Source organism: Actinoplanes sp. KI2 (assembly GCF_025630775.1).
Taxonomy (GTDB): domain Bacteria; phylum Actinomycetota; class Actinomycetes; order Mycobacteriales; family Micromonosporaceae; genus Actinoplanes.
The window spans coordinates 82218-96994 of sequence record NZ_JAOSZE010000007.1 but is presented as its reverse complement, the minus strand read 5'-3'; the positions used below and the strand labels follow the sequence as shown (position 1 = coordinate 96994).

Here is a 14777-nt window from a genome sequence, read left to right as displayed (position 1 = left end):
GAGGTACGGCGCCGTCAATCAGGGGCATCCCTGATGCGAATCACCTTGCAGCGTCAGCGCACCTCGGGGCGGTGCAGCGAACCGCGGGCGACCAACTCGATCGTGACCGCGACCGCGATCGCCTCCACGGCGAGCAGGGCCACCAGGACCATCAGCTGAGTGGCACCGGCTTGAACGGCGGAGCCACCGCCGAGCAGCACCCCCACGAAGGCGCCGGGCAGGGTGACCAGGCCCACCGTCCTGGTCTGGTCGAGCGCCGGAACGAGCGCCTGGCCCGCGGTCGGCCGGCACACCTCGAGCGCAGCGTCGCGCGGCAGGAAACCGAGGGCGAGAGCCGCCTCGTACTCGCCGAAGCGGCCGTGCAGCTCGTCGAGAGCGCGGCGACCGGCCAACGAGGTCGCGGTCATGGCGCCACCGATCAGGATGCCGGCGATCGGCAGCACGGCCACCTCGGATATCGGCACCGTTCCCGCGACGACGATCAGAGTGCCGGCGGGCAGGGCCCCCGCGACGATCGGAAGGATGGTGAACCGCACGAGGCTCCAGGAACCGATCCGGCGGCCCGAGGTGGCGGCGGCAACGAGCACCATCAAGGTGATGAACGCCGCCGTGGCCCACCACGACCGCAACACCGCGGCGATCAACAGCGACACCGCACCGAGCTGCACGACCGCTCGCAGCGACGCGGAGACGACGGCGCGTCCTACGCCCAACCGGCCGACCGCAGCCGCGGCGACGGCGAGCATCATCAGCGCCGCCAGCACGACGACCAGGACCGGGCCGATCGAAACCGCTGCTTGGTTCACCTCGACCGCCCCTGCCGTCCGACGCCTTGGCAGGCGCCAGGCTATCGGGAGGGCCAGGTGGAAGGTGCGGCTACCGGCTCGATGCACCAAACACCGAGCGAGGCCGGTCAGGCGATCTTCACGTTGAACAGCGGGTTGGCGGCCAGCTTGCGGAACGCGGCCAGGCTGGTCGCGGAGCTGTCGATGCTGATGTCGCGGTCGCCGAAGGCGTCCTTCTTGGTGTCGAAATAGACGATCGCCTTGACGGCGGGCCGCTTGGCCAGCTCCGGCAGCACGCTGTTGAACTGGGCGGACTTGTCGGTCACCCGGCCGACCCGGTGGTAGGCGCCCCACTCCGCAACCATGATCGGCTTGCTGGGGTGCTTCGTCGTGGCCCAGTCGTACCAGCCCTGCCCGCCGTTCTTCGCCTTACGGTCAAGCAGGTCGGCGAACTTGCCGTAGTGGTAGTAGCCCTTCTCCGCCGAGACGTAGGAGTCCAGGCCGACCCAGTCGACGACGTCGTCGCCGGGGTACAGGTCCTTCCACCACGACTGCGCCATCCACCGCTCGTTGCCCATGTACGCGACCACGTTGATCGCGTTGTGCACGCCCTTGGCGTGCAGGCGCTGGATGACGTGCCGGTAGGAAGCGGCGAAGTCCTTCGCGGTCATCCCGGAGCCGGCCTTCGGGTTGACGTCGTCCTCGGGCTCGTGGTTGAGCACCAGGAAGAACTTCTGGTTCGGGTAGGCCGACTTGAGGTGAGCGGCGAACTTGTCGATCCGCCCGTCGAGCTTCCCGGCGGCGACGTTGGCCCAGGTGGAGCCGTACTCGACACGCCAGTTGAGCAGCAGCACCCGCGGGTGCTTCGGGTCGCGGGTCATCGCGATCTCCGCCGGGGTGGGGAACACCTCGTCACCCTTGTGGTACGTGTGGTAGATGGTCGAGGTGCGGCCGGACAGCTTCTCCCAGGTCTTCAGCTCCTGATCCCGGGGCAGCGGGCTGAACCCGCCGGCGGCAGCTCCCCACAGCACCCCGCAGGACGGCACGAGCTTGTCGTCGGTCACGCACTGCTTCGCGGGCTTCGCCGGGGCGGCGCCGGCGGCGTTGGTGGCGACCAGCGCGACAGACGTGCCGGCCAGCACCGCGCCGAGCGTGGCCACGACCTTGTTCACCCTACGTCCCACAACGACCACTCCCCCGAGTCGGCCGGCCCACGTCGGCCGGTCACGTGAAGAAGTTCGGGATCGTGTGGTGCGCCCGCCGGTGCCGCACGGGTGCCGACCGGTTGCGGTCGACCGGAACCCTTCGATCCGCCCGGCGGCCGCCGATCTCGTGGCCGGAGACTGCCGTCCGCGTGGCGCTGGGATGAGGCACTCGGCACACCTTTGTAGCGGTCTTCAATCAGCGGTCTCGCGCTGCCGATGCCCAGGGCATGACGTACGGCCAGGCCAAAGTCACGCGACGGCGCAGTCCGCTGGAGGACCGCTCGATTTCCGGCAAGCTGTTGCCGCGGCTGTTCCTGCCGACCGGCGTGGCCGGAGTGATCATCGGGTTGGCCAATGTCGACGGCTATCGCGGCTCGCTGGTGAGCCGCGGGCTGATCGCCTGCGTGATCGCCGCCGCGATGTGGCGGGTGAACTGGGATCGGGTGCCGCCCCAGGCGTTGCGGATCATGGCCTACGTCGGGGTGGTGATGATCGGCTTCGGGGCGGTCACCGCTCCCGAGACCTACTACCTGGTCATGCTCGACTCGGCCATCGGTCTGGCGTGGGCCGGCTTCACCCTTGAGCGGCGCGACGTGGTGGCACTCTCGGCGATCATGGCGGCGCAGACCCTGGTGACGGAGTGGCGCCTGTCCCCGCCATGGACGGCGGTGTGGCATTCGGTGGCGATCTGGCTGCTGCTGACCACCCTCTGCGTCGTGATGCATTGGCTGCGCCGGCTGCTCGACGACAGCGCCGCGCGGGTGGCTCAGGCCCAGGCCGAGGTCAGCGACCTTCAGGTACGGACGCTTACCGAGCAGCAGCAGGCGGAGACGCGCCGGGCCGAGCTGGTCGCCGCGCAGATGGCCGAGCAGGTCCACCTTCAGCAGCAGGTCGCCGAGCAGGCTGCGGTGCTGGCGCAGTCGGCGTCCGAGGTCAGCCAGAACACCACCGTCGCGGCCGCCGCGACCGAGCAGATGTCCTCCGCTCTGCACGATCTGTCGCGAACGGCACAGTCCACCGAGGAGGTCGCTGTGGCCGTGGTGCGGCAGGCGGACGACGCCGCCACGGTGATCAAGGCGCTCGATGCGTCGAGCGCGCAGATCATGGCTGCCAGCGACATCATCCAGTCCATCGCCGAGCAGACGAATCTGCTGGCCCTCAACGCCACGATCGAGTCGGCCCGCGCCGGCGAGAGCGGCAAGGGATTCACGGTCGTCGCCAACGAGGTCAAGGAGCTGGCCCGCCAGTCCGGCGAGAACGCCGACTCCATCAACCGGATCCTGACCGACGTGCGCTCCCAGGTCGATGCCGCGGTCACCCAGGTGACGGAGATCGCCGCAGGCATGAGCACCCTGTCGGCGCACCACAGCACGCTCGCCGCCGCGATCGAGGAACAGACCGCGGCGGTGGCGGAGGTGACCCGTACGGTCACTCAGACCGCCGGCCAGACGCACACGATGGTCAGCGGTATCCGGGCCCTGGAAGAGATCTCGCGGACGAGCGCGCAGTAGCTCCGGGGCCATCTCAGATTCCGGGACAACCAGTCGATCGGATCTTACGTTATGAGTGGAATTCGGAAGTCCCTGACCGCCGACCGGGCGACATTCGGCTCGGTCCTGGTGGCGTTGGCCGGCGTGTCGGCGGCCATGACCTGCTTGTACGTGGGTGGGGTCGGCGGCTGGCTGGTGAGCAGCGTGGGCGGCTCAGTCGTCACGATTGCCGCGGCCGTTGCGTGCTTGCGGGTGAGCCGGGCGGACCACGCCGCCGATGCGGTCCGACGTTTCTGGCTTCTGTGGGGCTCCTCGGCGGCGTTGCTGTTGCTGAGCACCCTGGGTGCGGCGGCCGGCATCGCACGCCACGCCGCCGGCATGCAGATCTACGAGGCCGTCCCCGCCATGCTCGGCGTGATCGTCGCGATGGTCGCCTTCCGGCATGTTCCGTTCGGGCAGCGGACGGCCATCGGCTGGATGGTGATCGTCCTCGACGGCGCCGCGGTCGTGGTCGCGGGCGCGATCCTCTTCGCCGAGATCGTGGTGGACCTGGCACCCGAGGGCACTCCCCTGTTCAGCCGCTGGGCGGGCGGCATCGTCGGCGTCGGTTGCCTGCTCGCGATGGTGGTCTTCGGCAAGGCGGCGGTCAGCCCGATGAATCGGGTCGACCCGGGCGCGCTCGGCATTCTGGCCGGTGCACCGGTGAGCGGCCTGGTAGCGGTCATGCTCTACCTCGGCGGCAGCCAGACCGGCATGCTGCTGCTGTCGGTCGTGGGCTACCCGCTCATCGCCTTGATGATTTGCCTGGCCGCCTGGCGCCAGGAAGTCGTTCTGGGCCGTCCGAGCGACTTCCCCACCCGCAGCCGTCCCCGCCGGCCGATCACCAACTCCATCCACCTTCTCGCGTTGGCCGGCACGAGCGTCGCAGTGATCATCGTCGCCGCCCAGGTTCCGGACCTGCGCAGCCGGGTGACGATGATCGGTGCTGTGCTGTTCGCCGCCGTCGTGCTCGCTCGGCAACTGCTCGGTGTCCGCGAAAATCGCGAAGCGCTGGACGGCATCCGTCATCAGCGGACCGAACTCGACCGGCTGGCCTCCAGCGACGCGCTGACCGGGCTGCTCAACCGCACCGGCTTCGGCATCGCGCTGACTCGCAGACTGGCCGAGAAGAAGCCGACCAGCACCCTGCTGATCGACATCGACAACTTCAAGACGGTCAACGACACGCTCGGCCCGGCCACCGCCGACACGCTGCTTCGCCAGATCGCCGACCGGCTCCACGAGACGTGCGGCACCGCCGAAACGCCCGCGCGCCTGGGCGGCGACGAGTTCGCCGTCCTGCTGCCCCTGGACGACTCGGCGGCCGCCGAAGCCGCGGCCGACCGCATCCAGGGCGTGATCGCCCGCCCGATCGCCTTCGGCAACCAGCAGTTGCTGCTGCACGCCAGCATCGGCATCGCGGTCGCCGCGCCCGACGACACGGCCGACGAGGTTCTCCGCAACGCCGACATCGCCATGTACGCCGCGAAGGATGCCGGCAAGGCCTGCCGGGTCCGATTCGAGCCTCGCATGCGGCACGACATGACCAACCACGCGCGCCTCGCCGGTGAACTGCACGACGCTGTCGCGAACGGCGAACTGCGCCTGTTCTACCAGCCCATCTTCGACCTCGAGACCGGCCGCGTGCACGGCGCCGAGGCGCTGATCCGCTGGCAGCACCCGACCCGCGGATTCGTCTCGCCGGGCGAGTTCATCCCGGTCGCCGAACAATCCGGGTTGATCGTCCCGATCGGCGCCTGGGTGCTCCGCGAGGCCTGCGACCAACTCGCGCGGTGGACGAGCCGGTACGGCAATGCCGCGATCGAGGCCATCAACGTCAACGTGGCCGTCCGGCAACTGCGCGAGGCCACGTTCGTCGACGAGGTCGCGGCCGCCATGCACGCCACCGGACTCGGGCCCGCCAATCTGATCGTCGAGGTCACCGAGTCCTCGGTGGTCGACGGCTGGCAGGTCCGGGAAACCCTGCAAGCACTGCACGAGACCGGCATCAGGCTCGCCCTCGACGACTTCGGCACCGGGCAGTCGTCGCTGAGCCTGCTCCGGGCCTTCCCGGTGGACGTGCTCAAGCTCGACAAGTCGTTCGTCGACGGCATCACCGACCACGCGGACCCGGGCCGGCTCGCGGTGGCGGCCGCCGTCGCGCAACTGACCGAACACCTGCAGCTGAAGGCCGTCGCCGAAGGCATCGAAAGCCAGGCGCAGCACAACCGGCTACGCGACATCGGCTACCGGTACGGCCAAGGCTTCTTCATGGCCAAACCCCTGCCCGCCGACGACTTCGAACAGCTGATGCCGGCCGCCGACGCCGCCGTGCTCGGCAGCTGACCAGCACGCCATTCGGGATAATCGAGTGTGCACGATTTCCGTCGCCACCGAGCATGGTGCCCCCAGGGTCGGCCGCCCGGCCACCGCCGACTCGATCTGGCCGCCACGTACGGCGCCTTCCCCGTATGGGAGTGGATGCGCCTGGCACCCCGGCCCGGTCAATCCGTACGGGAGGGGAGTGTCAGCGTCGGACCGGGCTATCTCGGTCTGTCCGCAGAGCTCGCCGCCGCCCTGCAGTTCTGGGCTGACTGGCACGATCAGCACCAGCACGCCGCCGACCTCGACGAGCGGGAGATACCTCCCTCCACCGCCGACGATTGGCGGCGCTGGGGAGAGGCCGGAGCGACCCTGGCCGAGCGCTTGGCCGACGAGACCGGAGCCGAGGTCGTCTACAACGGCGTCAACGGGGACGCTCCGGCGACGGATTGCGCGTGCAGAGCCGAGCCACCACAACGCTGAGCAGCCGACCATCCGGATCTACCGCCCCGGCGTCACGCCGTACCTCTGCGGGTTTTGTCGTCTGCCGCTGCGGCGTCGAGTTTGGCCAGGCTGGACGGGTACGCCGCGCGGCCCCCGAACAGCAGGACGATCGCGCCCACGGCCACCAGTGGGACGAACTTCATGGCGGTGTCCAACCCGTACCGGTCGGCGAGGATGCCGATGACGAGCGGGCCGGCGGCGAGGCCGAGCAGGTTGTTGAAGAAGGCGACGGTGCCGAACGCGGTGGCCCGGATCGACTCGTGGGTCAGCCGCGCCACCAGCGCGCTGGTGGGGCCGGTCGTGCCGGCGGCGAAGAAACAGCCGCCCGCGAGCAGCAGCATCTGCAGCCCGCCCGGCGCGACCGCGAAGGCCGCGCCGAGCAGGATCAGCGTCGCGGCGGCGTAGGCAATGGCGGTGGTCCACGGGCCGGTCGGGCGGGTTGCGCCGATCCGATCCGTGACCAGGCCGCAGACGATCATGCCGATGCCCATGATCAGGAGGAACAGCGCGGCGAGCTTGGCGGCCTTGTCCGTCGGCAGCGCGTAGCCGCGGTTGAAGTAGCTGGGCAGCCAGGCGAACAGCGCACCGGCGATGAGCAGCTGCAGGCCGTTGCCGAGGTACGCCAGGACCACCGCGGGAGTGGCGAACAGGGTGGACAGGTGGGCGCGCCGCTGCCCGGCCGCCAGTGGGGGCCCGGCGTCGTCGGCCTGGTGTGCGGCCAGCCTGCGTTCGCTGATCACCACCCGGTAGAGCAGGGCGAGCACCAGCCCGAAGACGCCCATCACCACGAAGGCCGCCCGCCAGCCGAACTGCACCGCGAGCACGCCGCCGAGCGCGACCCCGAGCACCGAGCCGAACGAGCTCCCCGCCGTGAACGCCCCGGCCAGCGACGCCCGCCGGTGGGCGGCGAAGACCGCGAGGACCACCGCGAGGCCGACGCTGCCGTACGCGGCCTCACCGACCCCGATCAGGAACCGGGCCGTGAGCAGCTGCCCATAGCCGGTGGCCAGCGCGCAGCCGATCGTGGCGAGACTCCAGACGACCGCCATGGCGACGATCGCCCTGGCCCGGCCCCAGCGGTCGCCGACCAGCGACAGCGGCACGGCGAGCACCCCGACGGTGAGGGCGACGACGCTGCTCAGGCTGCCCAGCTGGGTGTTGGTCAGTCCCCAGGCCTGCTTGAGCGGGGGGAAGACGGCCGACAGGACCTGCCGGGACATGTAGTCCGACAGCAGCAGTCCGAAGGTGAGCGTGAACACGATCCACGGGAAGACCCGGCGGGTACGGGCGCGGGGGGACTTGGCCGGGGTCGTGGCCCCTGCCTTGACCGGGATGGTCATGGTCGCTCCGGAGAGGTTCGGGATCTCGGACAGCACGGTGGTGGGTGCGGCCGGCCGGTCGGCGCCGGCTTGGGGCCTGGCGGGTGGCTAGGTGATCAGGCTCTGCTCGGGAAGGTGGCCGTGGACTCGGCGATAGTCGGCGGCGAACCGGCGCGGGTCGGTGTAGCCCCATTGAGCGGCGACCGCGGTCACGGTGGTGCCGTCGCCCGGCTGGGCGGTCATCAGCTGCTCGTGGGCCCGCTCCAGGCGGACGCGGCGGAGATAGGCGGTGGGGGTGGTGCCGAGGTGGCGGCGGAACGCGGCCTGGACGGCGCGGACGGTGACCCGGGCGGCGCGGGCGATCTCGACCAGGGTGATGTCAAGGTCGGCGTTGGTGTCGATGAACCCCTTGGCGCGGGACATGGCGGTTTCGGTGGCGTCGCTGCGGTCCTGGTGATGCGGCTCGGGGATGCAGGTGTTGGGGAAGGTCGCGAGCAGGGTCGCGGCGAGCAGTCGGGTCATCGGGCCGATCATGAGGGGGTGGGCGATGAACTCGGGGCTGCTTTTCATGCTGTCGGTGATGTAGCGGACCACGCGGAGCCAGTCGCGGGCGGCCGCCGGGCCGGCGGGGTACGCCGAACAGAAGCGCAGCGGGGGCGTCGGGTCGTCCGGCTTGTTGCGGGCCACCTCCGCGACGGCCTGCGGATCAATGCTGACCAGTGACGAGAACACCGATTCGTGCCGCAGGTGATATCTCCTGCCGGGCGGGTGCAGCAGAAGACCGCCCGGGCCGAGACGCTCGTCGAGGTCGCGGTCGATACGCATCCCGCGGTGGATCCGGGTGACGACGATCATCGGGAAGGGGCCGCACCGGTAGCCGGTGGTCGCCTCGTGGTCGACGGTGTCGAGGTGGAACGGCCCCGGGTCGAGCCGCACGTGCCGGAACCGGTAGTTGCGGCCCGCACCGGTGATGGCGATTGCGGCCTCGTACGCGGTGGTCAGGTAATCCTCTGCCCAACCAGGATCGGTGGTGGCGAACTCGATGCGGCGCCGCTGCGGTTCACGCATGACGGTTGTGGACACCGCCTACCTCCATGGGGTGTCAGCTGTGCAGGCTCTGGCTGGGCGGCCGGCCGTACGCCTGCCGGTAGTAGGCGGCGAAGCGGTACGGGTCGGGAAAGCCGCAGCGGGCCGCGACGGTGGCGATGGTGGTGCCGTCGCCGGGCTGCGCGGCCAGCAGTTGCCGGTGGGCGCGGTGTAGCCGGACCCGGCGCACGTAGGCGCTGGGGGTGGTGTCGCGGTGGCGGCGAAACGCCGGCCCCAGGGTGGGCGGCAGCACCCGGGCCGCGGCGGCGATGTCGGTCCGGGTGATCGGGTCAGCGGCGTGGGCGTCGATGAACGCCATCGCCCGGCGCACCGGCGCCGGGACGGCCGGGTCGCGGGGCGTACGCACCGCGGTGGTCATTGCGGTGTTCGGGAAGACAGCCAGCAGACTCGCCGCGACCGCCTCCTCGGCCGCCGCCAGTACCAGCGGCGACTCCAGCGTGCGGCCGTAGATGCCGCGCCGCGCAAACTCCAAAGTCGCCAGCCACTGCCGATGTGCGGCCGCCGAGATCGGCTGCACGCCGGTGAAGCGGACCTGCGCCGGGTCCAGCCCGGTCTGCTCCCGGGCCACCCGCAACACCACGTCCAGCCGCACCCGTACGGTGGTGTGCCAGCAACAGTCGTTGAGCAGGGCGCACCCGTCGGGCGGCATCAGCAGCGTGCCGCGCTCGCCCACCCGAACCTCCCTGCCGTGCCAGCGCATCAGCCACCCGCCGGAGTAGGCGTGCGACGCCCAGACGTACGACACGGGCGGCAGCTCGGAGTACGCGGTCGCCGCGGTGAACCGCATTTCGGTGACGTCGAGGGCGCCCCGCGCCGCGTACTGGGTGGCGAGCTCGAACCCGCGGGCCCGGGGCCGGACCCGGCGCCGGTGCTCCGGGTAGCGGGCGGCGAGCCAGGCATTGTGCTCGTCCGGATCCCGGGTGCTGAGGCGTGTTACGTGCGCCGGTAGCTTCCCGGCACCCGCACCGGCCCGTCCACGGCCGGCCGCGTCCTGCTCCAGCATCGCGACTCCCGGCTGCCCCGATTTCCCTCGGCTCGGCAGTCCCGTGCCGATCCGGACGGAGCCCGTCCAGCCTGCCACCCCACAGCCCGCGAGGACACCCAGCCGTAGCCCGATCGTGTCCACCACACCGGTCCCGTCACCTCGCCCGCACCACAATTCGGGCACAGGACCGGCGCGTACGCACGGCCCGTCAGTGATCCAGAGTCTCCGACGGCGCGCACCCATAGACAGAACGGTAATAACCGGCGAACCGGCCGACGTGGGTGAAGCCCCACCGGTGCGCGACCGCCGCGATCACGGTCCGGGCCGGGTCGGCCGCACGCAACTCGTCGTGCGCCCGGGCGAGCCGGACCTGCCGCAGGTAGCCCATCGGGGACACGCCCAGCTGGTCGTGGAACCCCCGTTGCAGGGCGCGGACACCGACACCGCCGATGGCGGCCAGGCCGGTCAGGGTGAACGGTTCGGCCGGGTCCGCGTGAATCGCCTCGACGGCGCGGCGCACCGGCCCGGACCGGTACGCCGGAGCCGGCCGCTCCAGGGTCTCTCGATCGGGGTGATCGGCGGCCAGCAACAGCCCCCGGACCACCGCGTCGGCCAACGGCCGCATCACCGCCGGGCGCGCGGCCAGCCCGGCCGCGTCGGTGGCATCGGCGGCCAACATACGCACCAGCCGCGCCCAACTGCGCCCCACCGGACTGGCGAGGTCCATGCCGGGAGCGAACCGGATCGGCCCGGCGACCATGTGGCCCAGCAGCGCGCCCAGGGTCGACTCCACCGCCCCCCGGTCGATCATCACCGAGTACCACACCAGGCCCACCCCGGAAACGGAGCGCACCTCGCCGACGGGCTGATGCACCGCCGCGGCCGCGTCGCTGACCTCGACCCAGGCGCCGCGATGCTGCGAGCGGATCCCTCCGGCCTCGGCGAAACTGACCGCGTACGCCGATCGCAGGTCCGGCGCCAACACCCGCAGCCCGGTGCTGTGAAACGACCGGCACACCAGCAACGGGCCGAAGCGCAGCTGCTCGTGGCGGCACCGGTACGGGCGGTCCCCGGGCACCGCCGCCAGCGATACGGGCACCGCCACCCGCGCGAGGATCTCCTGGACCTCGTCCACATCGTTCGCCTCGAACGAGCTGAACATCACATCGGAGGGCGAAGGCATCCGTCGATTATCGGCCGCACCCGGCGCGACGTCAGCCACCGGTCATGCCCGCGGGTGTACGGGTCAAGTCGCGGTGACCGAGTGGATCACGGCGGACTTCGGGTAGGCGTCGACCCGGTCCCGCGGGCCGATCTCGAACAGATCCACCATCAGCTGCAGCGGGTAGTCCAAGACCTGCCGCGAGGTGAACACCACCGCCCCCGCGCAGGCCACGACGACACCGCGGTCGTCCCAACGCGCCGACCAGGTGTGCGCCCGGCCGCCACCCACCGGCACCACGACCTCGGTCATGTCGGTCACCAGACGCGGATCGTGATGGGCCTTGACCCCCACCCGAGCCCTCGTGGACGACGCCGACACTGCCTCGGCGTCGATCTCGAACACGCAAACCTCACCGCTGTCGTCCTCGGCCAGATGCTCGGTGCCGACCAGCCAGACCGCGAGCATGCATCCGCGGTCGCGGCCGGCGGTAACGGTGACGTCGACCTGCCCGGAGCGAGGCGCCCACAGCAGCCGAGGCGGTGTCGGGGTGCGGACCAGCAGACCGTCGCGGCGGTGGCGGTGAGTTCCGCGCGCAGACCCGGTGGGCCCGCTGAACACCGCGGTCTGCAAGTTGGACACCCGCAGCGGAGCGTCCTCCGGCCGCCAGTCGAGCTGGTCGGCGTCGATACGCAGCCGCAGCCCACCGCGTACGCCATCGGCCAGGTCGCCCGCGCCGAGCAGGTCGTAGCGGGCGCGAGAACGATCCGGAGTCGTCCAGTGCGGCAGATAGTGGTCCACCCACCGCCCGGAGTCGAGACGGGGACCGGCGAAGTCCTCGACGAACCCCGCCGCCTTCCGATCCAGTCGTTCCCACCGCATCGCCACCCCCGGCCCACTCAGCGTTTGGTCATGCTGGCGTGGGCCGTGTACTTCCCGCTGGCGGGTTTGTAGTCGAGCAGCATCCTCGACGGTCCGGTCGGCCAGAGCACGATCTCACCCCGCACGCTGCACGGTCCCTTGTCGATGTGCTCGGCCAGGACGATCCGCTCGCTGCTCCGTTGCGTCACGGTGACCGTTCCGGAGCAGCCGAGACGCGGGTAGCGGATGGTCCCGCTCTCCGCTTCGAGGGCGAACACCAGGTGCACCGGTTCCGGCCGGCCGAAGCTCTGCTGCAGCTCACCGATCCACTCGGCGGCGACCGGCCCGGACCCGGCGAGGGAGGGCTTGGTCGCCGGCGGGGACGACGTGACGGTGGCGCCGGGCGGGCGATGTTCGGCGAGCAACGGCGCTGCGGCCGCGACGGCGCCGCCCAGCAGGGCCACCATGACGGCCGCGACCGCCAACCGGCGGCGGCTACGGCGCTTCGATCCCCCCGGGGTGGTATACCGCCAAGTGACCGCCTCGACGGCGGCCCGCAGGTCGGGCTGGTCCGCCAGGACGGCCGTGTCCTGCGCGAACGTGCCGGCGAGCAGCAGGCGGTCCAGGAGTTCGCGTGCGGTCGGGCGCTGGGCCGGGTCCTTGGCGAGCGACTCGGCAACCAGATCGCGGAGGAAGCCGTGCAAACCGTCGAGGTCCGGCTCCCCGGAGACGATGCGAGCCGCGGTGGCCATGGGCGACGGCGCGTGGAACGGTTCGTGCCCGGTGCCGGCGAGCGTGACAACCGCGCCCCACGAGAAAATGTCGGCAGAGGGCTCGACTCCGGCGTCCGGCTGCGGATCGAAGCGCTCGGGCGCCATGTACCCGACCGTGCCGACCATCTGATTCTCGCCGGTGAGCCGGCTGGTCGATCGCAGTGCGCGGGCGATGCCGAAGTCGATCACCTTCGGCGTGCCGGGCGGCAGCAGAACGTTGCGCGGTTTCAGGTCGCGATGAACCACCCCGGCGCCGTGGATGGCGGTCAGGGCGGTGGCCACCCCGATGGCCAGCGCATGCAGGTTCGAAGCGGTCAGCGGTCCGTCCCGGTCGATCACATCGGCCAGGCTCGGCCCGTCGACGAACTCCACGACCAGGTACGGCGGTGTGTGGTCGGGATTCGCGTCCAGGACCTCGGCGGTGCAGAAGGGCGGCACCTGGCGAGCCCCGTCGATCTCGTGCCGGAATCGCCGGGCGAACTCCGGGTCCGCGGCCAGGTGGGAGCGCACCACTTTGACGGCCACCCGCCGCCCGCGGGGGTCGGTGGCGAGGTAGACGGTGCCCATGCCGCCCTCACCGAGCCGGCCGACGAGACGGTACGGGCCGATGCTCGCCGGATCCCTCGGCGCCAACGCCGCGACCTCTGCCCCCGATCGACCCGTCACCGCGTCCTCACCGTGCCCGTGGATACGCCCACCACAACGTACAACGTGGGAGGGCAGGACTCAGGCCGGGTAGAGGCGCATGGTCGATGACGAGGCCGGCGGTACCAGAGGCCGTCGTCTCCCTTCCAGGAGCGCACGTACAGGTCGCCGTGCTTACTGCGCCGCGGGCGCGGGCGTGCCGGTCGCGGCCCAGCTGGCGAGCAGTCGCAGCGTGTCGTGCGCCGGGGTGCCGGCTTCGGCGCTGTAGGCGGTCAAGGTCAGGCCCGGGTCGGCGGGCAGTGGCATGGCCTCGAACGCCAGATCGAGCCGGCCGACGACCGGATGCTGGAAGTGTTTGACGCCGGTGTGGTGCAGGCGCACGTTGTGCGCGGCCCAGCGGGTGCGGAAGTCGTCGCTGCGGGTGGCGAGCTCGCCGATCAGCTCGCTCAAGGCTTTGTTGTACGGGTCGCGGCCGGCCTCGGTGCGCAGCAGCGCGACGGTGGTCTCCGCCGCATCGGACCAGCTGGGATAGAAGTCCTGCGCCGCGGGGTCGAGGAAGCAGAACCGGGCGAGGTTGACCGGCCGCGCCGGCTGGTCGAACGCGGGCGAGTAGAGGGCCTGCCCGAGGGGGTTGGCGGCGAGGATGTCCAGGCGGCCGTTGCGCACGAACGCGGGGGCCTCGGTCATGGCGTCGAGCAGGCTGCGCATGCCCGGCCGGATCTGCTGCCTGGCCTGCCGCCGCGCCCGGGTACGGGCCGTGGTGTTGGCCGCGCGGGCCAGGTCGTACAGGTGGGAGCGCTCGGCGTCGTCCAGCCGCAGGGCGCGGCAGAGGGCGTCCAGGACGCTGTCGGAGACGCCGGAGAGGTTGCCGCGCTCGAGCCGGGTGTAGTAGTCGGGACTGACACCCGCGAGCATCGCCACCTCAGCTCGGCGCAGCCCGGCGACCCGGCGGATCCCGCCGAAGTTCGGCAGTCCGGCCTGCTCGGGGGTGATCCGGGCGCGGCGGGAAGCGAGGAACTCGCGGACGTCGCCTTGGGTGTCCATGCCGGCAACGCTACGACCCACAGCGTACGGGAGAGGGGTTCCGTCATTACCTGCTTCGGCAAACACTCCCACCGGGCGCGGCGAGTCGCTTCCATGGAACCCGTGAGAACTTCCATGGAACTGCTGCCCGTGCGCCCCACCCGGAAGGGGCCCGCGTCCGCGTTCACCGGTGACGTCTACGTCACCCCCATCTGCGTCGGGACCGGCCCGTCGCGGATGTCCGTCTCGCTGGTGCGGTTCACCCCCGGCGCACACACCAACTGGCACCACCACGCCGTCGGCCAGACCCTGCACGTGACCGAGGGCGTCGGCCTGGTCGGCACCCGCGACGGCACCGTACTGCGCATCCACGCCGGCGAGACGATCGTCTGCCCGCCCGGCGAGGACCACTGGCACGGCGCCGCCCCCGACACGTTCATGAGCCACCTGGCCATGCTCGAGACCAAGCCCGACGGCGGCGACCCCACCACCTGGCTCGAACCGGTCACCGACCAGCACTACGAGCAAGCCGACAACAAAACCCGCCGCCACTGAAC

13 protein-coding genes are annotated in these 14777 nt (G+C 71.1%); 4 read left to right on the top strand and 9 right to left on the bottom strand.

Annotated features, from left to right (window positions below; translation table 11 throughout):
• Positions 1-53 precede the first annotated feature (53 nt).
• Together ODJ79_RS09150 and ODJ79_RS09145 are read right to left on the bottom strand one after the other, a co-directional pair.
• Positions 54-806, bottom strand: coding sequence for an ABC transporter permease (locus tag ODJ79_RS09150; RefSeq protein ID WP_263022907.1), 753 nt, complete (start codon positions 804-806; stop codon positions 54-56).
• A gap of 107 nt (positions 807-913) precedes the next feature.
• Positions 914-1969: a glycoside hydrolase family 26 protein gene (locus tag ODJ79_RS09145; RefSeq protein WP_263022906.1), complete on the bottom strand. Its 1056-nt coding sequence runs from the start codon at positions 1967-1969 to the stop codon at positions 914-916.
• 248 nt (positions 1970-2217) lie between these two features.
• Here ODJ79_RS09145 and ODJ79_RS09140 point away from each other — a divergent pair, with 248 nt between their 5' ends.
• The 3 genes from ODJ79_RS09140 to ODJ79_RS09130 all read left to right on the top strand — a co-directional run bounded on the left by ODJ79_RS09140 (position 2218) and on the right by ODJ79_RS09130 (position 6324).
• Positions 2218-3501: a methyl-accepting chemotaxis protein gene (locus ODJ79_RS09140; protein ID WP_263022905.1), complete on the top strand. Its 1284-nt coding sequence runs from the start codon at positions 2218-2220 to the stop codon at positions 3499-3501.
• A 51-nt stretch (positions 3502-3552) separates the two neighbouring features.
• Entirely contained in the window at positions 3553-5865 is a 2313-nt protein-coding gene (locus ODJ79_RS09135) for a putative bifunctional diguanylate cyclase/phosphodiesterase (RefSeq protein ID WP_263022904.1), read from the top strand.
• Between the two features lie 135 nt (positions 5866-6000).
• Positions 6001-6324, top strand: a complete 324-nt coding sequence (locus ODJ79_RS09130) for a hypothetical protein (protein WP_263022903.1) — start codon at positions 6001-6003, stop codon at positions 6322-6324.
• Positions 6325-6356: 32 nt separating this feature from the next.
• Here the strand turns inward: ODJ79_RS09130 and ODJ79_RS09125 are convergent, their stop codons facing one another.
• From ODJ79_RS09125 to ODJ79_RS09095, 7 genes are all read right to left on the bottom strand, one after another.
• Complete coding sequence (locus tag ODJ79_RS09125; protein WP_263022902.1) at positions 6357-7685, bottom strand: MFS transporter; 1329 nt, start codon at positions 7683-7685, stop codon at positions 6357-6359.
• Positions 7686-7772: 87 nt separating this feature from the next.
• Positions 7773-8747, bottom strand: a complete 975-nt coding sequence (locus ODJ79_RS09120; RefSeq protein WP_263022901.1) for a helix-turn-helix transcriptional regulator — start codon at positions 8745-8747, stop codon at positions 7773-7775.
• Between the two features lie 19 nt (positions 8748-8766).
• On the bottom strand, positions 8767-9774 hold the full coding sequence (locus tag ODJ79_RS09115) for a helix-turn-helix transcriptional regulator (protein WP_263022900.1): 1008 nt from the start codon (positions 9772-9774) through the stop codon (positions 8767-8769).
• A gap of 190 nt (positions 9775-9964) precedes the next feature.
• A complete protein-coding gene (locus ODJ79_RS09110) occupies positions 9965-10939 on the bottom strand; it encodes an AraC family transcriptional regulator (protein ID WP_263022899.1) in 975 nt (324 codons plus the stop codon).
• Between the two features lie 63 nt (positions 10940-11002).
• Positions 11003-11800 carry a hypothetical protein gene (locus ODJ79_RS09105; protein WP_263022898.1) on the bottom strand — a complete coding sequence of 266 codons (798 nt, stop codon included), beginning with the start codon at positions 11798-11800 and terminating at the stop codon, positions 11003-11005.
• A gap of 17 nt (positions 11801-11817) precedes the next feature.
• Positions 11818-13218 (bottom strand): serine/threonine-protein kinase, encoded by a 1401-nt coding sequence (locus tag ODJ79_RS09100; RefSeq protein WP_263022897.1) that lies wholly within the window; start codon positions 13216-13218, stop codon positions 11818-11820.
• A gap of 153 nt (positions 13219-13371) precedes the next feature.
• Positions 13372-14241 (bottom strand): helix-turn-helix transcriptional regulator, encoded by an 870-nt coding sequence (locus tag ODJ79_RS09095; RefSeq protein ID WP_263022896.1) that lies wholly within the window; start codon positions 14239-14241, stop codon positions 13372-13374.
• Between the two features lie 102 nt (positions 14242-14343).
• Between ODJ79_RS09095 and ODJ79_RS09090 the strand changes: the two genes are divergently transcribed.
• A complete protein-coding gene (locus ODJ79_RS09090) occupies positions 14344-14775 on the top strand; it encodes a cupin domain-containing protein (protein ID WP_263022895.1) in 432 nt (143 codons plus the stop codon).
• Positions 14776-14777: the final 2 nt, after the last annotated feature.